Origin of the sequence: Paenibacillus lactis, from assembly GCF_017873605.1 — a bacterium.
Classification (GTDB): Bacteria; Bacillota; Bacilli; order Paenibacillales; family Paenibacillaceae; genus Paenibacillus_AQ; species Paenibacillus_AQ lactis.
Map to the genome: position 1 here is coordinate 13952 of NZ_JAGGKI010000026.1, position 26242 is coordinate 40193.

Sequence of the window (26242 nt, forward strand, 5' to 3'; positions counted from 1 at the left end):
AAGGAGGATGGAATAGTGGGCATTTTTCAACCTGAAGAAACCCATGAATCACAATCATCCAGCATGTCTTACGCATTGCGATGGAAGCATGAGAATTTGCGTCAATTGATGATGCTCGGCGCCATGGGGGCTGTTACGGTATCACTTCTCGTATCGCTGGTTATCCATGATCAATCGGGCAAGCAAGTTCAAATTGTGGTCGATGGCCGCGTAACCACGGTAGAAACCAGAGGATCGTTGCTTCAGGAATTGCTGGATGAGCAAGCGATCACGCTGAATCCGCAGGATCAGGTCTCGATGCCTTTAAACGGGACGATCCAGGATGGGGACCGGATTATCATTGACCGTGCAATCCCAGTTAAAGTAACAGTAGGGGGCACCACCAAAACCATATTCACGACCCAGGACACGGTCGATAGTGTACTCAAAGAAGCTGGCATTACGATCAAGGGTGAAGATATAGTAAAGCCGTCACAGGACACCAAGCTTACCAGTGATATGGACATTCAAATCGTTCGGGTTACGAAGCAGACCGTATCGGAGAAGGAGAACCGTGAGTTCCGCGTCATCAAGACTGCGGATCCGTCGCTGGAGCGCGGTGATAACCGTGTCATTCAGCGGGGCGAGCCGGGCGTTCTCGTTCATCACTACGAGAAGGTGTACCATAACGGCAAGCTCGTATCCAAGACGAAGGTCTCGCAAGAGGTCGAGCGTAAGACGAAGGACAAAATTATTGCCGTAGGCACGAAGAAGGTAGAGAAGCCTGTCGTGCTTCAAGCGGCAGCGACTCCAAATGTGAAGTCTGCCCCAGCGAAGCTTACGGGCACTAGAAAGGTATCCACCGCCAAAGCGACGGAGAATAACGTCATCTCCAGAGCGGGTGTCGATTTCAAATACCAGAAAGTGCTGAATAATGTTTCAATGACCGCATATTCCGCTGAGCAGGAGGGAATCGGAACCCGCACGGCTTCCGGAACACGGGTTACCGAGGGCCGGACGATTGCGGTTGATCCGAGCATCATTCCGATCGGCTGGTGGGTGTACATCGAAGGCATTGGCTTCCGCCGTGCAGAGGATACCGGCGGAGCGATTAAGGGACATAAAATTGATGTGTATTACGATTCGCTGAAAGCGGCCATGAACTTTGGCCGGAAATCGGGGCGCACCGTTTATGTGATCGGTCCCGTAAAGCCTGATTTGAACTAATGAATCCCATTTTCTAATGACATTGCCATTCTAATGCTAACGAATTTAGCTTATAATAGATCATAATGAAGAAGAGGAGAAACTCCTCTTCTTTTGTTTTGCGGCGTATTGGCCGCATTTTGGGGCCCTCATGTAAAAAATACGCTGCATGGTTTCAGCCGATGCCGATTCAAGGAGAACGGTCGGACAGGCGGTATGTGTCCTTTTGGGAAGGAAGAGAGAACGTTATGATCCGAGAAGTGATTGTGGTTGAAGGCAGGGACGATACGGTAGCGATCAAGCGTGCGGTGGATGCCGACACGATCGAGACCGGCGGCTCTGCTATTAATAAGCATACGCTACGCCGTATTGCCCTCGCGAAGGAGCGCAGGGGGGTTATTATCCTGACAGACCCCGATCATGCAGGGGAACGGATTCGCAAGATCATCGACCGTCATGTCCCCGGCTGCAAGCACGCCTTCATACCGGAAGCGGATGCGACGCGCAAGGGCGATATCGGAGTCGAGAACGCATCTCCGGAGGCTATACGGCATGCCCTGGATCGCGTCCACACCTCATTTCAGGGGGCGGAGAGTCAGATCAGCCTGGAGGATATGATCGATGCGGGGCTGACGGCTCATCCGGAGGCTGCAGCCCGGAGAATGTTCATGGGGAATGTCCTGGGTATCGGGTATTGCAACTCCAAGCAGTTCCATAAGCGTATGGCGATGTTTCAAATATCGCGTGAAGAGTTTCTGGCGGCGCTTGCGCAGCTGGAAGAGGGAGGCCAAAGCTGATATGAACCGGATGGAAGATATATCGACACCTAGACGCACGAAGGAGATCATTGCCCGCCATGGCTTTTCCTTTAAGAAGAGCCTGGGACAGAATTTTCTGATCGACCAGAATATTTTGGGCAAGATTGTGGAGGCGGCCGGCCTTGATAAAGAGAAAGGTGCACTTGAGATCGGTCCCGGCATCGGGGCGTTAACAGAGAAGCTTGCCCAGATGGCCGGAGCCGTTACCGCAGTAGAGATCGATCAGCGCCTGATTCCGATTCTTAAGGAAGTGCTGGAGCCTTACGATAACGTTAAAGTTCATCATGGAGATGTCCTTAAGGTGGATCTGCACGAGCTGTTCCGTCAGGATTTCGCGGAGGTGGGGAAGGTAAGCGTTGTCGCCAATCTGCCGTATTACGTGACGACCCCTATACTGATGAAGCTGCTGGAAGAGAAGCTGCCGCTGGAGAATATTGTAGTCATGATTCAGAAAGAGGTCGCCGAGCGGATGGCCGCTTCGCCGGGAAGTAAGGATTACGGAAGCCTCAGCATTGCAGTTCAATACTACAGCGAGCCGAAGCTCGTCTGCATCGTTCCGCATACCGTGTTCATCCCGCAGCCCAATGTGGAATCGGCCGTCATTCGGCTCGCGGTAAGGGAGGAGCCTCCGGTTTCGGTTGAGGATGAGTCCTTTTTCTTCGAGGTGGTTCAAGCCTCATTCGCCCAGCGGCGAAAGACGATTGCCAACAACCTGAAGAGCCGGTTCTTCGCCGAAGAAGGACGCGAGCGGCTGGAGCAGCTCCTGGAGGAAGCGGGGCTCGATCCGAAGCGCAGGGGAGAGACGCTCAGCATCGAGGAGTACGCACGGCTGAGCAATGTCCTGTATGAGGCGGGGATTCGTTAGGAACGGAACGAAGTGTGGTCTGGTCATGGCTTTAGGATATCCAATCAGACACTGCTCTGGTCAAGGCAAGCCGCCTGAGGGAAAATTGCCGCCATGACGAACCAATGGCTCCATTAGCCCATACCATAGGGTAGGGGTGATGTTGTGATGAACTTGGGAGACTTGGTCGTTCGTAAATCCTACGGCGGCGATGTAACGTTCCGGGTAGAAGGATTGCGGCATAATCTTATCGTCATCAAAGGCACGGAATTCCGGCTGCTGGCCGACGCTCCCGCCGATGACCTGATCCAGGTACCGCATCCCGCCGTAAGCGAGCGAACGAAGCAGGCACAGATTAAGGCGAATGAGACGCTGGAGAGCCTGCAGAAGCGCCGACAGGAAGAAAGTGAGCGGCAGCTGAAGAGCCTTAGGAATAACGGCGGCCCGCAGGCTGCTAAAGGATATTTCGACGTTCCGGGCAAGGTCCTGCATCTGGACGGGGATCCCCAGTATCTGAAGAAGAGCATGGCGCTTTATAACCAGCTTCGGGTCCCTGCGGAAGGCCATTATGTGAATGAATCGGCGATGGCCGATACGTTGTATCGGCTCCTTCCGCGGGTTCGACCCGATATCGTCGTGATTACAGGTCATGACGGGGTTCTTAAGCGAAGACAGCCGTATGATTTATACAGTCTGGACAGCTACAAAAATTCGCATAACTTCGTATCGGCGATCCAGGTGGCCCGGCAATATGAGCGAAACCTGGATACCTTGGCTATCGTGGCCGGAGCGTGCCAGTCGCATTTTGAAGCGCTGCTGCAGGCAGGAGCCAATTTTGCGAGCTCGCCGGGCAGAATTCTCATCCATGCCCTAGACCCGGTCTATGTGGCCGCCAAGACCGCCTATACGTCGGTTCGGGAAACGGTCAACCTCAATGATGTAATCCACCATACAATCAGCGGCAGTCAAGGCGTAGGCGGAATTGAGACCAGGGGCAGCTACCGGATCGGCCTGCCGAGCCTCCAGGATTTGTCGACATTGAAAGTAACGCCTTCCGTCAGCTAAGCGGTGCTTTGCCGGCGAGGCATTCGAATGCGAAGACGCAAGGATGATGAAGAACCGAATACAAGGCCCAAAAAACCCCGGGCACGGGGTTTTTTTATTTTACTCCTTAGAGTGAAGAAAATTGTCAAATAAAATACATAAAGCCTGTCGATTTAGCGCATATTAATGCAAATGGAAATGAGATTTGCCGGGCTGAAAAAAATACATTGACAACGTATTTTTGATGCTGATATAATTAATGTTTTTGATTTGACAAAATGCTGGAAGTTCGGTATAATGGACAAGGAAAGAGGTGGTCGTCGACAATGGCTAAAAATGCGCTGTTGGAAATCAAACGCAGTCTCGATGCCCATTTAGGGCAAAAAATTACGCTTCGGGCTAACGGTGGCCGCCGTAAGACCGTCGAGCGTACTGGTGTTTTGGAAGAAACGTACCCTTCTGTTTTCATTGTTAAGCTGGATCAAGACCAGCAGACCTTTAAACGCGTGTCTTACAGTTATGCCGATATTCTGACCGAAACCGTGGAAATCATGGTGACCGGCGATGACAACCAGATGCGAATCACCTATATCAAGTCATAACGACATGACGATATGTCACGAGAGAACAGCCTTCGTTAGCGGAGGCTGTTTTTGTTTTCCCTGGAGGGTTCCGGGTCAAGCAGGGATCATGGGGGCCGAGACAGGCCCTTTTGCCGCCCGGCTTTCGCATAATCAGGAGAGGATGCCATCGACAGCCTGGAATGAGAGGAGATCCGGGTACGCATACTAACCGGGAGCGGATCTTCTGCAGCGAACAAACTTCCGGTGCCTGGGCAGAGGGATAATGCGAGCTGATTCGAAGATGTCCGGTGGACCGAGGCTTGCTCGCTGAGGATGCGCTCGTCACTGCCGTTATGATCACGAAATCATCCAAGGAGGCGTTTAGGATGGGCCGGAGAAGACACAGTATCATGTCAGAGCAGCTCAAGACTGAATTGGCAAAAGAGCTTGGATTCTACGATACGGTGGAGAAGGAAGGCTGGGGCGGCATTCGCGCGAAGGACGCCGGCAATATGGTAAAACGCGCGATTGAGCTTGCGGAGCGGGCTGCCAAGAAATCCGATCTCTAATCTGTTCGTAAGTGAATGCGGCAAGCAGCCCTCCGGTGACGGAGGGCTCTCTGTTCAGATCGGAAGGCGTAAACCGGGTCCATGACTTCGAAGCCCGAGTTTGTTAAGATAGAGGCAATAGAAGTTTTTCTCTGGATATGGTAAGTTCATGCATAGGGAAAAGCTAAGGATAGGTGAACGTTCTTGAAAATATACGAAAAAGCACCGGCCAAAATCAACCTGATGCTGGATGTGCTCCATAAGCGCCCGGATGGGTTCCATGAGGTGGAAATGGTCATGACCATGATTGACCTTGCCGACCGGCTCGAAATGTCGGAGCAGAAGCGGGACACCATCATCATAACGTCCCAGGCGGGTTACATCCCTCTGGACGAGAAGAATTTGGCCTTTCAGGCAGCAAGACTCATTAAAGAGCGCTACGACGTGCGGAAAGGTGTACATATCCACCTTGACAAAAAAATTCCGGTAGCAGCGGGACTGGCAGGAGGCAGCAGCGATGCGGCGGCGACCTTGCGGGGACTAAACCGCCTCTGGGGGTTGAATATCCCGAAAGAGGAGCTGCTTAAGCTTGGAGCTGAGCTCGGCTCCGATGTGCCCTTCTGCGTGAGCGGCGGAACCGCCCTGGCTACCGGGCGAGGCGAGGTGCTGAAGCCGATCCCGAGTCCGCCTCAGTGCTGGGTAATCGTGGCGAAGCCGCCGATCAACGTATCGACGGCAGAGGTATACGGACGACTGCGCAGTGATCAAATCCAGGCGCACCCGTCGGCGGAGCGGATGATCGGAGCGCTCGAGCAGGGCAGCTTCCACCAGATGTGCAAAGAGCTCGGAAACGTGCTGGAGGAGGTTACCTTGAAGATGCATCCGGAGGTTCAGCAGCTGAAGGAAGGCATGCTGAAGCTGGGCGCGGATGGCGCGCTAATGTCCGGCAGCGGCCCGACGGTCTTCGGTCTGGTATCCAGGGAGTCTAAAGTCGCCCGCATTTATAACGGCCTTCGGGGATTCTGCAAAGAGGTTTATGCGGTCCGTCTGCTAACCGGAAATGCATAAAATGGACACGGCTTCGGGGAAGAATTTCAATCTGAGTTGTATAAATACGTACAAAGATGTTATATTTAACATATAATATTCGGATTTAGCGAGGAATCCCAGTGAAAAAATTAAAACGAAGCGAACGATTGGTCGATATGACCCAATATTTACTATCTGAACCGCATACGTTGATTCCCTTGACGACGTTCGCCGAGCGTTATAGTGCGGCCAAGTCGTCCATTAGCGAGGACTTGGCGATCATTAAGGACGTATTTGAGAACGAGGGGCTTGGAGAGCTCCAGACGCTCGCCGGCGCCGCAGGAGGCGTACGATACATTCCGAAGCTGCGCAGAGACCACGCCCTCGCTTTTGCCGAGGAGCTGTGCAGGCAGCTGCAGCAGTCCGACCGGATTCTGCCGGGAGGCTATCTCTACATGTCCGATCTGCTCGGTCAGCCATCGCTTATGAACGAAGCGGGCAAAATTATTGCCACCGCGTTCTCCGACCGGGAGATCGACGTGGTGATGACCGTTGAAACGAAGGGCATTCCGCTCGCTTATGCGACCGCGGCACAGCTTAACCTGCCGGTCGTACTAGTCCGCCGGGACCATCAAGTAACGGAAGGATCGGCCGTAAGCATCAACTATGTATCCGGCTCCCATAAAAGCATCCATACGATGTCGCTGTCCCGCCGGGCACTCAAGGAGCGCTCCCGCGTCCTTATCGTGGATGATTTCATGAAGGCCGGAGGCACCATTCAGGGAATGGTCGACTTGCTTGGAGAATTTAATGCCGAAGTCGCAGGTGTGGGCGTATTGGTGGAGTCAGGGGCAGTAGAGAACGAGGAGAGGCTTCTTCAGGACTATATATCGCTAGCCCGATTGAGCGACGTGGATGCCAAAACCAAAATGATTACCGTGAATCCTGGAAATTATTTCGAGAAATAACATTGCATTTTTTGTCGATATAATAGCGTTTCCATCCGAATGGGCACGAAGTCTGTCGAAAATATCACATTCTAAAAAAATTCCTGATTTTAGGACATTTTATAGGACAAAAAAGAAGGATTTCGTGTTTGCTGTGTGGAATTATACTACCCAAGTCTCTGATGGAAAAAGGTGGTGAACACATATGCAAATTACGGATGTCAGACTCCGCCGTGTTAACTCTGAGGGGAGAATGAAGGCAATCGCATCCATTACCATCGATAATGAATTTGTCGTTCACGACATTCGCGTCATCGACGGAAACAATGGAATGTTTGTCGCAATGCCGAGCAAACGCACTCCGGACGGAGAATTCCGCGATATTGCCCATCCCATTTCTTCGGGTACCCGCGAGAAGATTCAATCGGCTGTCCTGGCCGAGTATGAGCGTGCGGCTACAGAAGAAGAAGTGATTGAAGAAGGCGCTTAAGATTTACAATTGGGGTTCAAGGAAAAGAGAGCCATATTTGTGGCTCTCTTTTCTTTTTTTGTAGAATGAGATATATTCAGTAGTGAGTTCAAGAGGAGGAGGCATGGCCCTTGAAAAGATTTGCTATTGTGCTCGCCGCTGGGCAGGGCAAACGTATGAAATCCAAACTATATAAAGTGCTGCATCCTGTTTGTGGCAAGCCGATGGTAGGACATGTACTGCAGACAGTACAGCAGGTGAACTGTGAGCGCAGCGTTGTGGTGGTTGGACATGGCGCTGAAGCCGTTCGCACGTACCTGCAGGACGCAGCGGAATATGTTTTACAGGAGCAGCAGCTCGGGACGGGCCACGCTGTGAAGCAAGCCAAGGATCTTCTTGGCGGGGAAGAAGGCTCGACGATCGTGATTTGCGGGGACACTCCGCTTGTGACGTCAAGCACCCTGGAAAATTTGCTGAAACTGCATGAAAGTAATAATGCGGCAGCAACGGTATTGACGGCGCATATGGATAACCCGAAGGGCTACGGCCGGGTCATCCGCGGCGGAGATGACAGCGTGCAGCGGATCGTGGAGCAGAAGGACTGCAGCCCTGCAGAGGATGCGGTCACTGAGATTAATACCGGTACCTATTGTTTTGATAATAAAAAGCTATTTGCTGCACTGGAAAAAGTGACGAACCAGAACGCGCAGCAGGAATATTATCTGACCGATTGCATCGGCATCCTGAAGGAAGCCGGCGAAACCGTGCTTGCTTATCAGACCGATGATTACGCGGAGTCGATCGGCGTCAATGACCGCCTGGCCCTCTCCGAAGCCGAAGGCTTCATGCGGGAGCGCATTAACCGTATGCATATGCTGAACGGGGTTACGATCATCGATCCGGCGTCGACGTATATCGGTGCAGATGTGACCATCGGAGCGGATACGGTGCTGTATCCGGGAACGGTGCTGAAGGGCAATACCGTCATTGGGGAGAACTGCGTAATCGGACCGAATTCGGATATTGAGGATTCTGTCATCGCGGACGGTGCCAGCGTCAAGCAATCGGTGCTGAGCAAGGCAGAAGTCGGAGCACGCACATCGGTAGGCCCGTTTGCTTATCTTCGTCCGGGGGCCAAGCTCGGTGAGGACGTGAAGGTTGGCGACTTTGTCGAGGTGAAGAATGCAACGATCGACAATGGCTCGAAAGTGTCGCATCTTAGCTATGTCGGCGACGCCAAGGTCGGGAAAAACGTCAATATCGGCTGCGGTGCGATTACGGTCAACTATGATGGTTATAATAAGTCCGTTACCGAAATCGAGGACGACGCATTTATCGGCAGCAATGTCAATTTGATTGCGCCGGTCAAAGTCGGCAAAGGCGCGTTTGTGGTTGCCGGCTCGACCATTACCCAGTCGGTTGACGAGAATGATCTGGCCATCGCAAGACAGCGTCAGGAGAACAAGCCGGGTTATGCGGAGAAGATCCGGGCGCGCGCTAAAGCCAAGAAGAACAGGGAATCGTAATACGCCGGCTTCCTAAAATTGACGTGAAGCGGTGATCGGATAGCCTAATTCAACGAACCAGCACGGAGGGTTTTTATTCTATGACTTATCTTGATTCTAAATTAAAAATATTTACGTGTAATTCCAATCCAAAGCTCGCCCATCAAATTGCCGACTATATCGGCATTCCGATGGGAGAATCGCTTACGACCAGCTTTAGCGACGGCGAAATTCAAGTGAAGCTCTCCGAAAGCGTGCGGGGCTGCCATGTCTACGTTGTGCAGTCCACATGCCTTCCGGTGAATGATAACTTGATGGAGCTGCTGGTTATGGTGGATGCGCTCAAGCGGGCATCGGCAAAGAGCATCAACGTGGTCATCCCGTATTACGGATATGCCCGTCAAGACCGCAAGGCTCGTTCGCGTGATCCGATCACCGCCAAGTTGGTGGCGAACCTGATTGAGAAAGCCGGCGCTCACCGCGTCATTACGATGGACCTGCATGCGATGCAGATCCAGGGATTTTTCGATATTCCGGTGGATCATTTGCTCGGTGTTCCGATCCTTGCCCAATATTTCCGTTCGAAGCAAATCGAGAATCCTGTCGTCGTGTCCCCGGACCATGGCGGCGTCGTACGCGCAAGGAAGCTTGCTGATTTCCTGAACGCCCCGCTGGCTATTATCGATAAGCGGCGGCCGGAGCCGAACGTCAGCGAAGTGATGAACATCATCGGACATATCGAAGGCAAGACCGCGATTCTGATCGACGATATCATCGATACTGCCGGCACGATCGTACTCGGCGCCAATGCGCTGATGGAAGGCGGCGTGAAGGAAGTGTATGCTTGCTGTACGCATCCGGTGCTGTCCGGTCCTGCCCATGAACGCTTGGAAAACTCGCCGCTGAAGGAAGTCGTTGTGACCGACACCATTCCAATCACACATCCGAATCCGAGCAGCAAGCTGACCGTGCTGTCTGTTGCTCCGCTCATGGGAGAAGCGATTATCCGGGTACACGAGGAATTATCCATCAGTAAATTGTTTGAAATAGAATAACAAACCTGGCCGTAAGGGTTACATCTTCTGCTTGCAGGAAATGTAGCCCTTGCCTGCTATCCTGACCTCATGGATATTACGCATAGCGGGAAAGTAACCGTTTTCAAAATGCGATGTTCTAAAGGATTTACCCCCAAGTTCATGGCAGGTGTCATCAATATCCAGGTCTTGAAATAAAGGTAAACGTATTGCGGTTATAGACCGTTCCCTCCAGCTCGACAAAATAAGCGTCGACGGCGGTGATCAGGCCTACGTCGACATGACACCCGAGCTCGTAGACTTGAACGGGGATGCCATGCTTCATATGGTATTGAAAATGGCTGTGATGCGTCAATTTCTGTTCATAATCTCTCAAAACCGATTCACCTTCTTATGAGGGCATAAATACCAATAGGTTTTGTTCATATTGTACTCGAAATACAGGTTAAGAAGAAAGTACTAATCGTGAAAGGAATTAACTGCGATGAAATGGATTGTCGGATTGGGAAATCCCGGTCCAGCTTATGAGAAAACACGCCATAACGTCGGGTTTATGGCACTGGATGCTCTGGCAGAGCGCCATGGCATGAAATTCAACCAGAGCAAATGCAAATCGGTCATTGCCGAGGGCATGATCGGCGGTACCAAAACGGTGCTGATCAAGCCGATGACCTTTATGAATCTGTCAGGCGAAGCGGTGCGGGCCTATATGGATTATTATAAGGCGCCGCTCGAAGATATGATTGTTGTCTACGATGATCTCGATACAGCCGTTGGGAGGATCCGTCTCCGGTATCAAGGGAGCGCGGGCGGGCATAACGGCATCAAGTCCATCATTCAGCATACCGGGACCCAAACCTTTAACCGCATCCGGATGGGCATCTCGAGACCGGAGCCGGGTTACGCCATCGTGGATTATGTGCTTGGGGCATTTCCAAAGGGCGAACGGGAGCAGCTGCAGAGCATGGTGGACATGACCTGCGATGCACTGGAGTTCAGCCTGGATCACACCTTTGAGCAGACCATGGCGAAATTCAATAACGCATAGCCACGCAGAATCATAGTCTGAAACGGGAGATTTCCGGGCATACTGAAGGGTATATACGACCTTCAGGAGGCATATGATGGCGATAACCTACGTTTGCAGACATTGTCGAGCCTTTCAGGGCCGGATCGATTCGAGCGTCATAACGGAAGAAAAGCTCGGATTCGATTCCTTGACCCCTGAGGAGCGCAAGGATATAATAGCGTATGATTTGAACGGCGACGTGATGGTTAAGGTCACCTGCGACCACTGCAGGGAGGCGCTTGAGGCCCATCCGGAGCTGAGTCTTTTGGCAAATCCCCTTCAATGAGCGTATAATGGGGTACAAGATAAAATATGGTAGAAGACATCAGGCGGCTTGCTTTGTTCGGCAGCCGCCGTGTGTTAGCCTTGGCAGCGTTGCCCAAGGCTTCTTTTCGGTTTTAATTTTACAACTGTCGTCTTAGCACGCAAGTGAGAACGAAATTGAATAATCCATTTCTTTTGCATAAGAGAGGTGCCCCCTTTGTTACAAGCACTTATTGATGTATTTTCGAAGGATTCGGATTTCAAATCCATTGCGGCCGGCGTAGGAACCGGAATGAGGGAGCAGCTGATATCCGGGCTATCCGGATCCTCCAGGCAAATCCTCATGGCCGCGCTGCATCAGGACCAGCAGCGCCCGCTGCTCGTTGTTACGCATAATATGTTCTCAGCCCAGAAAATCGCTGATGATTTACAGGAGGCGCTTTCACCGGATCAGGTGCTGCTCTATCCGGCAAATGAACTGGTTGCGGCGGAATCGGCCGTATCGAGCCCCGAGACTCTAGCACAGCGGATTGATGTCCTTGTCCGCTGCGCCAGAGGCTTCCGGGGTATTGTCGTTGCGCCGTTTTCCGGTGTGCGCCGTCTGCTTCCGGCGCCGGAAGTCATGGCGGATGCCCGAATTACGCTTCAGGACGGAGGAACACTCGAGCTGGATGCGTTCCTGAATCGGATGATCGAGATGGGCTATGAACGGGTGGAGCGCGTCGAAAGCCGCGGCGAGATGAGTGTTCGCGGCGGAATCATCGACTTCTATCCGATGACGGCGGCGATGGCGTACCGGGTTGAGCTGTTCGATGAGGACATCGATTCGATCCGAACCTTCGACCCGGCCGATCAGCGATCGATTGATAAGGTTCGGGAGGTCGTCATTACACCGTGCAAGGAGATCATAGCCGATTCGGAGCGGCTGAATCGTACGGCCGAGACGGTGACCCGGATGCTGGAGGCTCAGCTTGAGCGAATGACCGACCGGCAGGCCAAGCTTCGGCTGCGTGAGGAAATTCATCGGGAAGTAGAGTTGCTGCGCGAGCGAATCTATTTCCCTGAAATCTATAAATATATTTCACTGCTCTATCCGGAGAAGACGCATCTCTATGACTACATGCCGAAGGATACGATTTTGGTGCTGGATGAGCCTGCAAGACTGCTGGAAACGGCCAAGCAGCTGGAACGGGACGAGGCGGAGTGGAACCTGCATCTGCTTCAGCACGGTAAATCGCTGCCGGATCTTCCATTATCGCTGGATACCGAGGAGCTGATCTATCAGCATCCGTACCAATGTCTGCTCATATCGATCTTCCTGCGCCAGGTTCCGAGAATGCAGCCGCAGAATATCGTTAACTTCATTACGCGCGGCATGCAGGATTTCCACGGGCAGATGAATGTATTGAAATCAGAGATGGACCGCTGGAAGAAATCCGGCGTCCAGGTCATGATGCTCGCCGGCGATGCAGAGCGCATGGAGCGTATGCGCCGGGTGCTGAATGACTATGGCATTGACGAGCCGCTGATGTTCGAGGGCCATCTTCAAAACGGCTTCGAAATGCCGTCCGTTCATGCGGCTGTCATTACGGAGAGCGAGATGTTCTCTTCGAAGCAGCGCAAAACCCGCAAAACGACGAAAAGCATGGACAACGCCGAACGCATCAAGAGTTATACGGAGCTTAAGGTCGGCGACTATGTCGTGCATCAAAACCACGGAATCGGGAAATATATGGGGATCGGCACGCTCGAGATCAACGGGATTCATAAGGATTACATGCATATCCTGTATGCGGGCGGGGATAAGCTGTCCGTTCCGATCGAGCAGATCGATCTCATTCAGAAATATGTCGGCTCCGAGGACAAGGAGCCGAAGATTTACAAGCTGGGCGGCAACGAATGGACCCGCGTAAAGAACAAGGTCCGTTCTTCCGTGCAGGATATCGCTGATGACTTGATCAAGCTGTACGCTGAGCGCCAGTCGGCTCCGGGATACGGGTTCGACAAAGATACGCCGGAGCAGCAGGAGTTTGAGGACATGTTCCCTTACGACGAAACGCCGGACCAGCTTCGCGCCATTGCGGAAATCAAGAAGGATATGGAGCAGAACCGTCCGATGGACCGGCTGCTGTGCGGAGACGTCGGCTACGGCAAAACCGAGGTGGCTGTTCGAGCGGCGTTTAAGGCGGCGATTGAAGGCAAACAGGTGGCCGTGCTGGTTCCGACGACCATTCTGGCCCAGCAGCACTATGAAACGTTCCGCGAACGGTTCGCGAACTACCCGATCAACATTCAGGTGCTGAGCCGCTTCCGGAGCCGCAAGGAACAGAATGAGACGATCAAGAAGGTAAAGCAGGGGGCCGTTGACATCCTGATCGGCACGCACCGGCTGCTGTCGCAGGACATCGTCTTCAAGGATCTCGGCCTCCTGATCGTGGATGAAGAGCAGCGGTTCGGCGTAACGCATAAGGAGAAGCTGAAGAAGCTGAAAACCAATGTCGATGTGCTGACCTTAACGGCAACGCCGATCCCGCGGACGCTGCATATGTCGATGCTTGGGGTAAGAGACCTGTCGGTTATTGAGACACCGCCGGAGAACCGCTTCCCCGTGCAGACGTATGTGGTGGAGCACAGCCAGACCCTGGTCCGTGAAGCGATAGAGCGCGAGCTGGCCAGAGGCGGGCAGGTCTACTACCTGTATAACCGGGTGCAGGGCATTCATGAGATGGCCGCGCAGATTTCGATGCTTGTTCCTGAAGCAAGGGTCGGAGTAGGCCATGGGCAGATGTCCGAAACGGAGCTGGAGAAGACGATCCTGGACTTCCTGGACGGGGAGTACGATGTGCTCGTCAGCACCAGCATCATTGAGACGGGCGTCGACATCCCGAACGTGAACACCCTGATCGTCCATGACGCGGACAAAATGGGATTATCTCAGCTTTATCAGCTGCGCGGGCGGGTAGGACGCTCGAATCGAATCGCCTACGCTTACTTCACATACCAGCGCGATAAGGTGCTTACCGAGGTTGCGGAGAAGCGGCTTCAGTCGATTAAAGAATTTACCGAACTGGGTTCGGGCTTCAAAATCGCAATGCGCGACTTGTCGATCCGGGGCGCGGGCAATCTGCTCGGCGCGGAGCAGCACGGCTTTATCGCTTCGGTCGGTTTCGATCTGTACTCCCAGATGCTGGCGGAGGAAATCCAGAAGCGGAAGGTCAGCATGCTTGGCGAGACGGCTGCGCCGACCAAGGACTGGAACACCTCCATCGACCTGGGGATCGACGCGTATCTGCCGTCGGATTACATTTACGACAGTATTCAGAAGATTGAAATTTACAAAAAAGTGGCTTCCGTCACCACCATCGATGAATCGGCAGAGCTTGAGGACGAGCTGCTTGACCGCTTCGGCGAGCTGCCGCAGGCGGTAAACAACTTGCTTGCGGTTTCCCGATTGAAAGTGTATGGTCGTACGTATGGCATCGACTCCATTACGCAGCGGGGGGACGATGTCCTGCTCCAGTTCTACGAAGGGCAGGATAAGGCAGTCAACACGGCAGCGCTTGCGCAAATTGGAAATCTGTTCGAAAGACGTGTACAATTTGAACAAGGGCCAGCCATGGTTATCCGGATCAAAGGCAAGGGTCTTGACGATCAACAATTGCTCGAATTGCTGGAGAAGTTTCTGGAGGCTGCCAAGGAGCCATTTAACCTGAAGGGAGAACTACACAATGCCGTCAAGAAATAAAAGGGCATGGAAAACCTTTATCGTATCATTAACAGCCGTGCTGTCCATGTCGATGATCGCCGCTTGCGGGAAGGATGACAGCAAGGGGAATGAAGTGGATGACAGCAAAGTTATTGTCAAATATAAAGGCGGAGAGTTGACCGCGAAAGAATTCGATCTCGAGCAGCGGATGATTCAGTTCATGTCGCCGGAGTACGCACAATTCCTGCAGATGGACGAATTCAAGGAGTATTTGGCGAAGCAGGGAGTCGCTTATGAGTACCTGTACGCCAAAGCGGATGACAAAGCCAAGGAAGCTGCCGGGAAGCAGGCGGATGAACTGCTGAAGAGCAACAAGAGCGCGATGGGAGAAGAGAATTACAAGAAAGCGCTGGAAGCCCAGAAGCTGACCGAGGAGGATGTAAGAAATTACATGCTTCGCATTATGACGGTCGTGGAATACGAGAAGAGCCAGGTAACCGAGGACGATATGAAGAAGGATTTCGAGGCGAACAAGCAGGATTATACCAAAGTCAGCGTTCGTCACGTCCTCGTCGGCTTCCAGGATCCGGAAGGCAAGGAAAGACCGGAGGGCGAGGCGCTCAAGATTGCGAAGGAAGTGCAGTCCAAGCTGAATAAAGGCGAGGATTTCGCTGCAATCGCCAAGGAATACTCCGAGGATCCGGGCTCCAAGGACAAGGGCGGCTTGTATGAGAATGAGCCGGCTGGCCGATGGGTTCCCGAATTCAAGGAGAAGGCCCTGTCCCTTGAGCTGAACAAAATCAGCGATCCTGTGGAGACCAGCTACGGCTACCACATCATGAAGGTCGAGAAGCGGGAAGAAGTAACGTATGACAAGCTAACCGCCGAGGAGAAGGAAGGCATTCAGAACAAGCTGGCTTCAGGCAAAATCGATAATTTTATGCAGAATGAGCTCAGTGGTTTGATCGAGAGCATGAACCTGCCGAAGAGCGAGAACGCCGGGGACAAGCCTGCTGAAGAGAAGCCTGCGGAGGGCGGCGATGCAACGAAGCCTGCCGAAGGCAGCGATGCGCCGGCTGGTGGCGAGAAGGCACCGGCTGCCGGTACTGGAGACAGCGGGAAGTAGTCTGAAGCTTTGGCCTGCGCCAGCGTCTTTATAATGCCAGCTCCGCTGCTGGTACGGGGGGCCTGGCTTTCCAAGGTCGATTTCCTCATGACCATGCAGGAAGGAGCGCGGGCTATCGCGTTCGCAAAGTGAAAACCGGGCTGAATTTGAATCCATAACGTGTGAAATGACACGTTATGGATTTTTTTCCCCGAAAAACGATAATCTTCACTTTATTTTTATTATGGATTTCGCAACCAATGCAGGGTTGATGATGTATAAGGATTTGGGAATGGATGAATACTATGGTCAGACAATTAACTCTTATACACCTGGGGACATCCTCTTCCCGTAAGGAAACAGTAGTTGAAAAATCTTCTTATGAAAGTGGGGCAACAAGTGACATGAAAGCTACTGGTATCGTCCGCCGTATCGATGACCTCGGGCGCGTGGTCATCCCGAAAGAAATTCGACGCACATTACGGATTCGCGAAGGTGATCCGCTGGAAATTTTCGTAGATCGGGATGGAGAAGTCATTCTGAAGAAATATTCGCCAATCGGCGAGCTTGGCGATTTTGCGAAGGAATACGCGGAATCCCTATACGAAAGCACGGGCCACATTACGATTATTTCGGATCGTGACTCCTTTATCGCCGTAGCCGGCGGCTCCAAGAAGGAATATTTGGACAAGCCGATCGGCAATTTGCTGGAAAATTGCATGGAAAACCGCAAGACCGTTCTCGAAAGCAACAGCGGAACGTATGAGATCAGCAAGGATAATCCGGAGACGCTGTCGGCTTTCGTAGCCGCGCCGATCATTGCAGGCGGTGACCCGATCGGGAGCGTCGTGCTGCTGAATAAGGACGAATCCGTCAACATGGGCGAGATGGAAGTGAAAATGGCTGAGACGGCCGCAGGCTTCCTCGGAAAGCAAATGGAGCAGTAAGACAACAGATGGACAGCCTTAGGGCTGGATTTGACTCCCGCTGAACTTGGATCCTTGCGGTCTATAGGGAAGCCGGGAGTTTTTTGATGTCAAGCCAGCGAGGCCTTACGAAGGATGTAACCCGTAAATTTTGTGCCCAGCCTGATTCCGCGGTTATAATGGGGGTACACGTTCAAACATCGGGCATGTCGCCACGGTGCGAAGAACCCTAAGATAAGCGTGGGATTGGAATACGGATATGAAACCAGAAGAGACAGGCTCCAGGCTGCTGAAGGGAGCCTTCATCCTTAGTGCCGCAGCGATGCTGTCGAAGCTGATCGGCACGTTGCAAAAAATACCGCTGCAGAATATGGGCGGGGATGCCGTGTTCGGCATCTATAACACGGTCTACCCCTTCTACATGATGATGATTACGCTGGCGGTTCTCGGTTTTCCGGCTGCCGTCTCCAAGTTTGTGGCTGAATACGAAGCCGAGGGCCGAAGCGGGGACAGCCGCCGGCTGCTGCGCATCTCTTCGGTGACGCTCGTGCTGTTCGGGCTGGTGCTCGGTCTTGTCATGTACGCCGCAGCTCCCTGGCTCGGACAAGCGATTGGCAGCGGGCAGGTGGTGCCGGCAATTCGGGCAGGCGCCTTGGCGCTGGCCTTCGTGCCTTGGATGTCGGTGCTGCGCGGATATTTTCAGGGCCTGCACAATATGGTGCCGACGGCCGTATCCCAGATCGTGGAGCAGTCGGTCCGGGTAGCCGTCATGATCGTGCTGCTGCTGTATCTTATCGAAGCCGGAGCATCGCCGGATCGAATCGCGGCGGGAGCGCTTCTGGGATCGGCGGCCGGAGGGGCAGCAGGTCTCCTCGTCATGGGCTGGTATTGGCGGAGGCATGGAAGCAGCCGCGGCGGACGTATAGAAAAGCCGCTTATGCCCCCTGTCAAGCGGCAAGATGTGAAGGATTCCGGCTTGCATGCCGATGTAAACAAGGAGGGAGCGGGCGTTCTTCTCCGCCGTCTGCTCGCATACGGCATCCCGGTGTGCCTCAGCCTGCTGGCCGTCCCGCTAATCGGATTGGTCGATACGTTTACTGTGCCGCGGCTGCTTAGTATGACCGGGCTGCCGGATGAGGCAGCGATGGCCGAATTCGGGATTTACAACCGGGGGCTGCCGCTGGTGCAGCTGGTAACCATGCTGGCCACGTCCTTGTCCGTGCTGTTTATACCGGCGCTGGCCGAAGCCAAGTTCCGCGGCGAACGAGAACGGGTGGCCAGCCAGACCGGGATGGCGCTCCGCTGGTTCTGGCTGATCGGGATGAGCGCGTCCATCGGGCTCGCGGTGCTGGCCAAGCCGATTAACGTCATGCTGTACGAAGACGCCGCAGGCACCGTAACGATGCAGGTCATTGCGTTTACGGCAGCCGGCGGCACGATGAGCACGATCACGGCAGCTCTGCTGCAGGGCGTCGGCATCGTTAAGGCGCCGGCCCTGCACCTGCTTGCCGCTGCGGCGCTGAAGCTCCTGCTCAACCTGCTGCTGGTGCCGCAGCTTGGCATAACGGGCGCCGCCATCGCGGGCGTGGCGGCGCACTTGGCTGCAGCAGCGCTGAACCTCGCGCTGCTCTCGCGAAGCGCCCGCTTCACCGCGGGTGCGGGCGCGGCCATGGCGAGGACGCTTGCGGTCCTCGCCGCCGTGGCGCTGGCCGCCTGGTGCGCGCAAGCGGCGGCCGGCGCCATGCTCGGGGCGGCCGGCGTGGCGCCAGGCCGCCTTACCGACGCCGCCGCAGCGCTTGGCGGCGTGCTTGCGGGAGGCGGCGCGTTCCTTGCCGCCGCCGCTTGGACGAAGCTCCTCACAGCGTCGGAGCTTCGGATGCTGCCGAAGGTCGGCGGGCCGCTGGCAGCCCTCTTAAAGGCGCTGCGCCTGCTGCGCTAAACGAATGAATGCATGCAGGGGCCCCGCGTGAGATGTTTGATCTGGTGTGATATAGTAGTGTACGATATAACGAAGTCTGGGAACGCCCCGGGCGAAGAGCGAAAGGAAGTTACCCTATGAGTGCAGCTATTACGGTGGTCGGCCTCGGCTCCGGGAATCCGGACCGGTTAACCGTCGGCATCCTGAAAACCATGCAGCAGGCGTCCAAGGTTTATGTGCGCACGATGTCCCATCCCGTGATCGAGGCGCTGGGCGGGCTGGGCATCCAAGCGGAGTCGTTTGACCATGTCTATGAAGCCCATGACTCCTTCCCGGAGGTGTACGAGTCCATTGCATCCGCGCTGATGAATTTGGCGAAAGCCGCGGAGGATGACCGCGGGATCGTGTACGCCGTTCCCGGACACCCCATGGTGGCGGAGGCGACGGTCCGGCTGCTGCGGGAACGCTGCCCGGAGCAGCAGGTGAGCCTTTCCGTGCTCGGGGGGGAGAGCTTCCTGGACGAGGCGTTCGTGCGGCTCGGGTTCGATCCGATCGAAGGCTTTCAGCTGCTGGATGCGGCTGAGCTTCGAAGCGACGTCATTCAGCCCCAGCTTCACACCTTGATCGGCCAGGTGTATGATATGTTTACGGCTTCCGAGGTCAAGCTCGCGCTGATGGAGCTGTACCCTGATGATTACCCGGTCGTCGTGGGACACGCGCTCGGCGTCGAGGGAGAAGAGGAAATTCGTCACGTTCCGCTGTATGAGCTGGATCGGATCGACGGATACGGAAATCTGTCGCTGGTCTATGTTCCGCGAAGCGATGATCCGTCGCTTCGTCAGCGCACGTTCTCCCGCCTGCATGAAATTGTCGGCATCCTTCGGAGTCCCGAAGGCTGTCCGTGGGACAGGGAGCAGACCCACGAGTCCATACGCAAAAATCTGATCGAGGAAACCTACGAGGTGCTCGAGACGATTGACGAGGACGATCCGGAGCATATGCAGGAGGAGCTGGGCGATCTGCTGCTGCAGATTATGCTGCATTCCCAGATGGAGGAGGAGCTCGGCACCTTTACCGTGTACGATGTCATTCAAGGCTTGAACGACAAGCTCATTTTCCGCCATCCGCATGTGTTCGGCGAGAGCAGCGCCAACGATGCGGAATCCGCGCTTCGAAACTGGGAGCAGATGAAGGCGGAGGAGAAGCGCCGCAAGGGGCAGCGGCCGGATCAGGCTTCGGCGCTTGATGGAATTCCACGGGATCTGCCGGCGCTGATGAAGGCCTATAAGCTTCAGAAGAAGGCGTCCAAGGTTGGCTTTGATTGGGACAGCATCGAAGGCGTATTCGAGAAGATTGAGGAAGAGCTCCGGGAGCTGCGCCAGGCGGTAGCGGATGGCCAGAGCGCGGATGATGCGGCCTTGGAGCTGGGAGATCTGCTGTTCGCGGTCTCGAATGCGGCCAGATTTATCGGGGCGGACCCGGAAGAAGCGCTCTCGAGAACGAACCGCAAATTCTATCGTCGCTTCCGCTACATAGAAGAGCAGCTCGCCGCCCAGGGAAAAGCTCTTTCAGACAGCACGCTGGATGAGATGGAGACCCTTTGGCAGGAAGCGAAGACTCGGGCAGAAAGCACCGACGGCCGGTAATGCGGGCATTTTTTCCGCAAAAAAATAAAAAAATACGGTAGTCCGGCAGGAATTCCGTAAATCATCCAGAATAATCTTTTATGGTGAAATCTTGCTACTTTCGCAAGGCGGTTTAACCGACTACCGTAAATCTTATATTTTTCTGATAATTGGGAGGATTTAATTCATGAACAAAACAGATTTGATCAACAACATTTCCAACAAAAGCGGTTTGACTAAGAAGGACGTAGAGAACGTTCTTAACGGGTTCCTTGGCGAAATCACAGACGCCTTGGCTAATGGAGATAAAGTTCAATTGATCGGCTTCGGCACATTCGAAACCCGCAAGCGCGCAGGCCGTACGGGCCGTAACCCGCAAACAGGCAACACGATCGAAATTCCGGAATCGAACGTTCCTGCATTCAAAGCAGGCAACAAGCTTAAAGAAGCTGTAAAATAATGCGCGTCGATAAATTCCTGAAAGTATCGAGGTTAATCAAGCGGCGTACCGTAGCGAAAGATGTATCGGATCAAGGCCGGGTACTGATCAACGGCCGTGAGGCTAAGCCGAGCAGCTCGGTGAAGCTGGGCGACGAGATCACTGTCCAGTTTGGCCAGAAGCTCGTGACGGTCCGGGTCGAGCGTCTCGCGGAGTCTACCCGTAAAGATGAGGCGAACAGCCTCTATACCTTGGTCAAGGAAGAACCGATCGTTAAAGATAACGGACTGGACTGGTAGATGTCCCAGCCGTTGCAAGAAGCGTCCCTCTCCAATGGAGCAGGGGCGCTTTTTTAATCCCGATCCGCGTAAGTGGCGGCAGATTCATTGTTTTGAAGTGTCTTCCTTTACCTGTTCTAAAGGCAGCCGCCTCCCCATAAGCTATTGTTAAAAGGAGGGGTACATGCCATGATCGACCAAGGGAAGGGCAAATTTCACGACCTGCGCATGCAGAACCGGAAGCTGCTGGACATTACCGGCGTCCAGAATGTGGAGAGCTTCGACAGTGAAGAGTTTCTGCTTCAGACCGAGCTTGGGCATCTCACGATTCGGGGGCAAAATTTACATATTAAAAACCTCAGCCTGGAAGAGGGGCTTTTGTCGATTGAAGGTCTGGTGCATTCACTTATTTATTTGAATCCCGGGTCCCAGGCCAAGAACAAGAGTCTTCTGGGCAAGCTGTTTAAATGAACCCGAGCGTTCAATGGATCACGCTGCTCTGGATGCTCTTCTCCGGGGCAGCAATGGGTATGGCCTTCGACAGCTACCGGGTGCTGGCTGGCCAGCTCCACTTCCCGAGGTGGTCCAAGCATGCCCTTGATTTTCTGTACTGGGTTGCGGCAGCCCTCTTCATCTTCCGCATGCTGTATGTGACGAATGACGGCCAGCTCCGCTTCTATGTCTTTGTGGGACTCTTTATAGGGGTTTGGATCTATTTTTTATTATGGAGTGTCATAACCCAGCGTTTTGTGGTAATGTTAATTCAGGCAGCGAAAGGGCTCTTGTCTATTTTGTACAAGTTATTCCGAATGTTGATATGGAATCCGGTAAGAGGGATTTTCATGATATTGCTGGGACTGCTTCGCTTCCTGTGGAAGTTTCTGTTGTCGCTTCTGCGTCTGGTGCTGAAATGCCTGATGCCTTTTTGGCGGCTCTTGAAATGGATGCTGAAGCCGATCACATCCCGGCTCAAGCTGCCGGCTTGGTGCAAGCAGGCGGCGAACAAGGTCATTAAGGCGTGGCAACGCTGGTTCTAGGAGGTATGGTCATGGGGCGATATGCTGAACCGCCGAATTCGAAGAAGCAGGCTTCCGGGCAGACCCAAGCCAACACGCAGGGCGCCCGCCGGCGTAAACGAATATTTTTTACGATCATGGCGCTGTTTTTGATCTGGGCCGGTTCTTCGCTCTGGTCCCAAAATGACCGCATCCGCAAACAGAATGAAGCGCTTGAGGAGAAGCAGCAGCAATACAAGGTGATCGAGCAGTCGATGAACCAGCTTCAACATGAGGTGGAGCGACTGAATGATCCTGAATATATCGGGCAGATTGCCCGCAAGAAATTCGGGCTCTACTTGCCGAACGAAACGCCGATTATTCAGCCCCAAAATTCGGGCGAATAGCCGTAATTAGGCATGACAGACGTCTGTTGACCTTGATCAGGTCATTATGTATAATCAAATCACCGTAGCTTGGATTCCAGAAGATCTGGGCCGTATATTTTTAAGGGAGGATCATTTTATTCTATGGCAATTGAAGTGGGCACCAAGTTAGAGGGCAAGGTGACAGGCATAACGCATTTTGGAGCATTTGTGGATCTGTCAGGAGGTGTCACGGGTCTCGTTCACATCTCAGAAATCGCCGATAATTACGTGAAGGACGTCAACGACCATTTAAAGATTAACGATGTCGTGACCGTCAAGGTAATTAATGTCGATAAGGACGGCAAGATCGGTCTTTCGATCAAGCAAGCTGTCGACAAACCGGCTTCTGAAAGTCGACCACCCCGGGGACCAAGACCGGAGCGCAGCAGCGGCGGAGAACGATTTGGTGGTGGCGGCGGCGGTGGTTTCAACCGTGAACGCGGCGGACGCCCGTTTAAGCCTGCAGCCAATAAGACTTCTTTTGAGGATAAAATGTCACGCTTCCTGAAAGATAGTGAAGAACGAATTTCTTCGCTCAAGAAGAATACCGAGGGCAAACGCGGCGGACGCGGAGCCAAACGTATGTAATTCGATAAAATATAAACTGACCGCAGAGGGATATAAGCCTTCTGCGGTTTTTTTGTCGCCGCAGGCAAGCGTACGACAGGTTCCTACGCGATTTACGGTGGAATTGACCGGGATGGGGGGAGACGAGACGCCGCAATTCGGGAAATGAACCGCAGATCCGGCTTGAAGCGGACACCTGCTAATGCCGCTAGGGCACGGGGATGAACCGCGTTTGTCCGTTCGTTCGCGGAGGGCGGCTTTTTTGTCGGAAATTTCTTTTGGGCTTGTCCGGTGTTCTGACAAACTTTCCTGTACCGGGGTTTTATAATGGGACCAACAAATTCGTGAAGAATGGGGTGCCAGCGTAATGGATAAAAGAAATCTGGTGATGTTTCCGGGTACTGAGGCAGTCAAGGGAGGAGCGGGCTCGCTGCGTGCCCGTTTGACGGATCGATTAGGGCAGCTGTCCTTCCTGCAGCGTCCCATCCACTTCCTGGCCACGAAGAAGTGGATGATATTATTGACCTTTATGGGATTTTTGCTTGGACGAGCCATGATTTTGGGGGAGCTCTCGCCGTTTGCGGCGGCCTACTTCGCCGTTATCGCTTTTATGCGCCGCGACGTGCTGCTGCCGGTAGGGATTGCCATTGTGGCAGGAAGCCTGCTTACCCCCTTTCCGGTCGCTTGGATGGTGCCGGCAGAGATTCTCATCTTTTATTTTATGATGCGGGGACTGGAAACGTATGACCGGGCGGAATTGTCGTATGCCCCGATGATGGTCTTCGTCTCCACATTCTTCGTGAACCTGTTCGCCGTACTGGTCGGACCGAGCATTACCTGGTATTCGATGATGATGCTGACCTTGAATGCGGTGCTCAGCTTTGTGCTGACTCTGGTGTTCATTCAGGCGATTCCGGTCATGACGCTCCGTAAAAAATCATATGTGCTTCGCAATGAGGAAATTCTATGCTTGATTATCCTGCTGGCGTCGGTAATGACAGGTGCCGTCGGCTGGACAATTCAATCCCTGTCGATCGAGCATGTCCTCTCCCGTTATTTGATCCTTCTCTTTGCACTGGTCGGGGGAGCTCCTCTCGGAGCCTCGGTAGGGGTGGTGACAGGACTCATCCTGAGCCTTGCGAACATATCGGCATTCTCTCAAATGAGTCTGCTCGCGTTCTCCGGCATGCTTGCCGGTATGCTGAAGGAAGGGAAGAAGCCCGGCGTATCGCTTGGCATGCTGCTCGGCGCAACCATTCTCTCCATTTATTTCAGCAACCCGAATGAGGTGCTCGTCTCAACATGGGAAACCTGCGCAGCCATCGTATTCTTCCTGCTGACGCCGAAGAGCGTAATGCAGGCGATTGGCAAATATGTTCCGGGCACGCAGGATCACACGCGTTCCCAGCATGAGTATGCGAAGCGTGTTCGGGATCTGACGGCAGATCGGGTGACCCAATTCTCCCGGGTGTTCCGCCAGCTGTCGCAAAGCTTCGGGCAGACGACGGGATCCGTGCAGCCGCCCGGCAAACAGACCGAAGAGATGAATCATTTTATGAATGCGGTTGCTGAGGGCAGCTGTGCGACATGCTATAAACGTAATCAATGCTGGGATATGAAATTCTATCAGACTTATAAATATATGACGGATATGATGACTTCGATTGAAGAAAATCCGGAGCTGGAGGTGAAGGATCTGCCAGCGGAGTGGAGCCGAATCTGCTCCAAGAAGGAGGAGGTGCTGGCGATCCTCAAGCAGCAATACCATCTATACCAACATGATATGCAGTGGAAACGCCAAATATACGATAGCCGTCACCTGGTGGCCGAGCAATTGTCCGGCGTCTCGCAGGTAATGGAGGATCTTGCCCGGGAGATCAAGCGGGAGAGCCAAACGATGCATATCCAGGAGGAGCAGATCCGGGAGGCCTTGCAGCATTTGGGGCTGTCGATCCAAGGCATAGATATCATCAGCCTGGACTCCGGCCATGTGGAGATTGAAATTATTCATGCGTATACGCGGGGATATGATGAATGCAGGAAGATTATCGCCCCGCTGCTGTCCGATATTCTCGGCGAGCATATCGCTGTGGTAGAGGAGACGCTTACCCATCCGCGGGACGGGCTGGCCACGGTGCGTTTCGGGTCGGCGAAGACCTTTGAAGTCATCACGGGTGTGGCCGGGGCTGCCAAGGGCGGAGATATTTTGTCCGGCGACAGCTTCAGTACGGTGGAGCTGGGAAACGGCACATTCGCCGTGGCTCTGAGCGACGGTATGGGCAACGGGGAGAGGGCGCGGCTGGAGAGCAGCTCCGCGCTGAGCATTCTCGAGCAGCTGCTTCAATCCGGCATGGATGAGAAGCTGGCGATCAAGTCGGTGAATTCGATATTAATGCTGCGATCGCCCGATGAGATTTACGCGACGGTCGATATGGCGTTAATCGATCAATATACGGCTCAAACGACGTTTATGAAGATCGGTTCGACGCCGAGCTTTATTAAGAGGGGGAATGAAGTGATACCCGTTACCGCCAGCAATCTGCCGATCGGCATCATTCAGGATATTGAAGTTGATCTGGTATCGATTCAGCTGCAGGCGGGAGATGTGCTCATTATGATGACGGACGGAATTTACGATGCGCCGGGTTATGCCGTGAACAAGGAGCTGTGGATGAAACGGATGATCCAAGAGGTGACGAGCTCCGATCCGCAGGAAATTGCCGATTGCCTGCTGGAAAAGGTGATACGCTACCAGCAGAATCAAATTCATGATGATATGACGGTCGTTGTCGGACGTGTGGACCACTATCAACCGGAATGGTCCAATGTGCATATCCCCGGATTCTCCAGAATGGAGCGGCCGCGTACGGTAAGCTAGGGGATCAACCGCCGTACTATCCATACGGACTGGCTGAACAGCACAGTTGAACGTGACC

General features: G+C 53.7%; 26 protein-coding genes. 25 read left to right on the forward strand and 1 reads right to left on the reverse strand.

Annotated elements, in window-relative coordinates:
- The first annotated feature begins 15 nt into the window (after nt 1-15).
- From J2Z18_RS27590 to J2Z18_RS27640, 11 genes are all read left to right on the forward strand, one after another.
- Complete coding sequence (locus J2Z18_RS27590) at nt 16-1206, forward strand: resuscitation-promoting factor (protein ID WP_007132861.1); 1191 nt, start codon at nt 16-18, stop codon at nt 1204-1206.
- Nucleotides 1207-1433: 227 nt separating this feature from the next.
- A complete protein-coding gene (gene rnmV, locus J2Z18_RS27595; protein ID WP_007132862.1) occupies nt 1434-1982 on the forward strand; it encodes a ribonuclease M5 in 549 nt (182 codons plus the stop codon).
- Nucleotide 1983: 1 nt separating this feature from the next.
- The gene (gene rsmA, locus J2Z18_RS27600) at nt 1984-2868 is read left to right on the forward strand and encodes a 16S rRNA (adenine(1518)-N(6)/adenine(1519)-N(6))-dimethyltransferase RsmA (protein ID WP_007132863.1); all 885 of its coding nucleotides are present in this window, start codon (nt 1984-1986) and stop codon (nt 2866-2868) included.
- Nucleotides 2869-3015: 147 nt separating this feature from the next.
- Nucleotides 3016-3912 (forward strand): sporulation peptidase YabG, encoded by an 897-nt coding sequence (gene yabG, locus J2Z18_RS27605; RefSeq protein WP_007132864.1) that lies wholly within the window; start codon nt 3016-3018, stop codon nt 3910-3912.
- A gap of 305 nt (nt 3913-4217) precedes the next feature.
- A complete protein-coding gene (veg, locus tag J2Z18_RS27610) occupies nt 4218-4493 on the forward strand; it encodes a biofilm formation stimulator Veg (protein ID WP_007132865.1) in 276 nt (91 codons plus the stop codon).
- 347 nt (nt 4494-4840) lie between these two features.
- Nucleotides 4841-5023, forward strand: coding sequence for a small, acid-soluble spore protein, alpha/beta type (locus tag J2Z18_RS27615; protein ID WP_210095653.1), 183 nt, complete (start codon nt 4841-4843; stop codon nt 5021-5023).
- 183 nt (nt 5024-5206) lie between these two features.
- A complete protein-coding gene (ispE, locus tag J2Z18_RS27620) occupies nt 5207-6070 on the forward strand; it encodes a 4-(cytidine 5'-diphospho)-2-C-methyl-D-erythritol kinase (RefSeq protein WP_007132867.1) in 864 nt (287 codons plus the stop codon).
- A 101-nt stretch (nt 6071-6171) separates the two neighbouring features.
- The gene (gene purR, locus J2Z18_RS27625; protein WP_007132868.1) at nt 6172-6999 is read left to right on the forward strand and encodes a pur operon repressor; all 828 of its coding nucleotides are present in this window, start codon (nt 6172-6174) and stop codon (nt 6997-6999) included.
- Between the two features lie 184 nt (nt 7000-7183).
- On the forward strand, nt 7184-7468 hold the full coding sequence (spoVG, locus tag J2Z18_RS27630) for a septation regulator SpoVG (RefSeq protein WP_006207419.1): 285 nt from the start codon (nt 7184-7186) through the stop codon (nt 7466-7468).
- 110 nt (nt 7469-7578) lie between these two features.
- Entirely contained in the window at nt 7579-8973 is a 1395-nt protein-coding gene (glmU, locus tag J2Z18_RS27635; RefSeq protein ID WP_007132869.1) for a bifunctional UDP-N-acetylglucosamine diphosphorylase/glucosamine-1-phosphate N-acetyltransferase GlmU, read from the forward strand.
- Nucleotides 8974-9053: 80 nt separating this feature from the next.
- Entirely contained in the window at nt 9054-10007 is a 954-nt protein-coding gene (locus J2Z18_RS27640; RefSeq protein ID WP_007132870.1) for a ribose-phosphate diphosphokinase, read from the forward strand.
- A gap of 154 nt (nt 10008-10161) precedes the next feature.
- On the opposite strand, the gene J2Z18_RS27645 is transcribed toward J2Z18_RS27640, so the two are convergent.
- Nucleotides 10162-10362, reverse strand: a complete 201-nt coding sequence (locus tag J2Z18_RS27645; protein ID WP_007132871.1) for a hypothetical protein — start codon at nt 10360-10362, stop codon at nt 10162-10164.
- 108 nt (nt 10363-10470) lie between these two features.
- Between J2Z18_RS27645 and pth the strand changes: the two genes are divergently transcribed.
- The 14 genes from pth (at nt 10471) to spoIIE (ending at nt 26184) form a co-directional block, all read left to right on the forward strand.
- Nucleotides 10471-11034, forward strand: a complete 564-nt coding sequence (gene pth / locus J2Z18_RS27650; RefSeq protein WP_028406017.1) for an aminoacyl-tRNA hydrolase — start codon at nt 10471-10473, stop codon at nt 11032-11034.
- A 76-nt stretch (nt 11035-11110) separates the two neighbouring features.
- The gene (fin, locus tag J2Z18_RS27655) at nt 11111-11341 is read left to right on the forward strand and encodes an anti-sigma-F factor Fin (RefSeq protein ID WP_007132873.1); all 231 of its coding nucleotides are present in this window, start codon (nt 11111-11113) and stop codon (nt 11339-11341) included.
- Between the two features lie 195 nt (nt 11342-11536).
- The gene (gene mfd, locus J2Z18_RS27660) at nt 11537-15064 is read left to right on the forward strand and encodes a transcription-repair coupling factor (protein ID WP_210095654.1); all 3528 of its coding nucleotides are present in this window, start codon (nt 11537-11539) and stop codon (nt 15062-15064) included.
- Complete coding sequence (locus tag J2Z18_RS27665) at nt 15048-16151, forward strand: peptidylprolyl isomerase (protein WP_210095655.1); 1104 nt, start codon at nt 15048-15050, stop codon at nt 16149-16151. The genes mfd and J2Z18_RS27665 overlap by 17 nt, the downstream gene beginning before the upstream one ends.
- Before the next feature lie 383 nt (nt 16152-16534).
- On the forward strand, nt 16535-17077 hold the full coding sequence (gene spoVT / locus J2Z18_RS27670; protein WP_028406014.1) for a stage V sporulation protein T: 543 nt from the start codon (nt 16535-16537) through the stop codon (nt 17075-17077).
- Between the two features lie 238 nt (nt 17078-17315).
- Complete coding sequence (locus tag J2Z18_RS27675) at nt 17316-18995, forward strand: putative polysaccharide biosynthesis protein (protein ID WP_210095656.1); 1680 nt, start codon at nt 17316-17318, stop codon at nt 18993-18995.
- 116 nt (nt 18996-19111) lie between these two features.
- Nucleotides 19112-20620 (forward strand): bifunctional methyltransferase/pyrophosphohydrolase YabN, encoded by a 1509-nt coding sequence (gene yabN / locus J2Z18_RS27680; RefSeq protein WP_210095657.1) that lies wholly within the window; start codon nt 19112-19114, stop codon nt 20618-20620.
- A 166-nt stretch (nt 20621-20786) separates the two neighbouring features.
- Nucleotides 20787-21059 (forward strand): non-specific DNA-binding protein Hbs, encoded by a 273-nt coding sequence (gene hbs, locus J2Z18_RS27685; protein ID WP_007132879.1) that lies wholly within the window; start codon nt 20787-20789, stop codon nt 21057-21059.
- On the forward strand, nt 21059-21337 hold the full coding sequence (locus J2Z18_RS27690) for an RNA-binding S4 domain-containing protein (protein WP_007132880.1): 279 nt from the start codon (nt 21059-21061) through the stop codon (nt 21335-21337). The genes hbs and J2Z18_RS27690 overlap by 1 nt, the downstream gene beginning before the upstream one ends.
- A gap of 168 nt (nt 21338-21505) precedes the next feature.
- Nucleotides 21506-21787 (forward strand): sporulation protein YabP, encoded by a 282-nt coding sequence (gene yabP, locus J2Z18_RS27695; RefSeq protein WP_007132881.1) that lies wholly within the window; start codon nt 21506-21508, stop codon nt 21785-21787.
- A complete protein-coding gene (yabQ, locus tag J2Z18_RS27700) occupies nt 21784-22353 on the forward strand; it encodes a spore cortex biosynthesis protein YabQ (protein WP_007132882.1) in 570 nt (189 codons plus the stop codon). The genes yabP and yabQ overlap by 4 nt, the downstream gene beginning before the upstream one ends.
- 11 nt (nt 22354-22364) lie before the next feature.
- Nucleotides 22365-22718 (forward strand): FtsB family cell division protein, encoded by a 354-nt coding sequence (locus J2Z18_RS27705; RefSeq protein WP_007132883.1) that lies wholly within the window; start codon nt 22365-22367, stop codon nt 22716-22718.
- Nucleotides 22719-22841: 123 nt separating this feature from the next.
- Nucleotides 22842-23327 (forward strand): S1 domain-containing RNA-binding protein, encoded by a 486-nt coding sequence (locus J2Z18_RS27710; protein ID WP_007132884.1) that lies wholly within the window; start codon nt 22842-22844, stop codon nt 23325-23327.
- A 346-nt stretch (nt 23328-23673) separates the two neighbouring features.
- Nucleotides 23674-26184 carry a stage II sporulation protein E gene (gene spoIIE, locus J2Z18_RS27715; RefSeq protein ID WP_210095658.1) on the forward strand — a complete coding sequence of 837 codons (2511 nt, stop codon included), beginning with the start codon at nt 23674-23676 and terminating at the stop codon, nt 26182-26184.
- Nucleotides 26185-26242: the final 58 nt, after the last annotated feature.

Coding starts and splice junctions, on each gene's coding strand:
- J2Z18_RS27705 (WP_007132883.1), top strand. CDS start 22,365: ATGGGGCGATATGCTGAACCGCCGAATTCGAAGAAGCAGGCTTCCGGG.
- J2Z18_RS27615 (WP_210095653.1), top strand. CDS start 4,841: ATGGGCCGGAGAAGACACAGTATCATGTCAGAGCAGCTCAAGACTGAA.
- yabG (WP_007132864.1), top strand. CDS start 3,016: ATGAACTTGGGAGACTTGGTCGTTCGTAAATCCTACGGCGGCGATGTA.
- J2Z18_RS27665 (WP_210095655.1), top strand. CDS start 15,048: ATGCCGTCAAGAAATAAAAGGGCATGGAAAACCTTTATCGTATCATTA.
- rnmV (WP_007132862.1), top strand. CDS start 1,434: ATGATCCGAGAAGTGATTGTGGTTGAAGGCAGGGACGATACGGTAGCG.
- J2Z18_RS27640 (WP_007132870.1), top strand. CDS start 9,054: ATGACTTATCTTGATTCTAAATTAAAAATATTTACGTGTAATTCCAAT.
- veg (WP_007132865.1), top strand. CDS start 4,218: ATGGCTAAAAATGCGCTGTTGGAAATCAAACGCAGTCTCGATGCCCAT.
- pth (WP_028406017.1), top strand. CDS start 10,471: ATGAAATGGATTGTCGGATTGGGAAATCCCGGTCCAGCTTATGAGAAA.
- yabQ (WP_007132882.1), top strand. CDS start 21,784: ATGAACCCGAGCGTTCAATGGATCACGCTGCTCTGGATGCTCTTCTCC.
- spoIIE (WP_210095658.1), top strand. CDS start 23,674: ATGGATAAAAGAAATCTGGTGATGTTTCCGGGTACTGAGGCAGTCAAG.
- yabP (WP_007132881.1), top strand. CDS start 21,506: ATGATCGACCAAGGGAAGGGCAAATTTCACGACCTGCGCATGCAGAAC.
- hbs (WP_007132879.1), top strand. CDS start 20,787: ATGAACAAAACAGATTTGATCAACAACATTTCCAACAAAAGCGGTTTG.
- spoVT (WP_028406014.1), top strand. CDS start 16,535: ATGAAAGCTACTGGTATCGTCCGCCGTATCGATGACCTCGGGCGCGTG.
- J2Z18_RS27675 (WP_210095656.1), top strand. CDS start 17,316: ATGAAACCAGAAGAGACAGGCTCCAGGCTGCTGAAGGGAGCCTTCATC.
- J2Z18_RS27690 (WP_007132880.1), top strand. CDS start 21,059: ATGCGCGTCGATAAATTCCTGAAAGTATCGAGGTTAATCAAGCGGCGT.
- J2Z18_RS27710 (WP_007132884.1), top strand. CDS start 22,842: ATGGCAATTGAAGTGGGCACCAAGTTAGAGGGCAAGGTGACAGGCATA.
- spoVG (WP_006207419.1), top strand. CDS start 7,184: ATGCAAATTACGGATGTCAGACTCCGCCGTGTTAACTCTGAGGGGAGA.
- yabN (WP_210095657.1), top strand. CDS start 19,112: ATGAGTGCAGCTATTACGGTGGTCGGCCTCGGCTCCGGGAATCCGGAC.
- fin (WP_007132873.1), top strand. CDS start 11,111: ATGGCGATAACCTACGTTTGCAGACATTGTCGAGCCTTTCAGGGCCGG.
- rsmA (WP_007132863.1), top strand. CDS start 1,984: ATGAACCGGATGGAAGATATATCGACACCTAGACGCACGAAGGAGATC.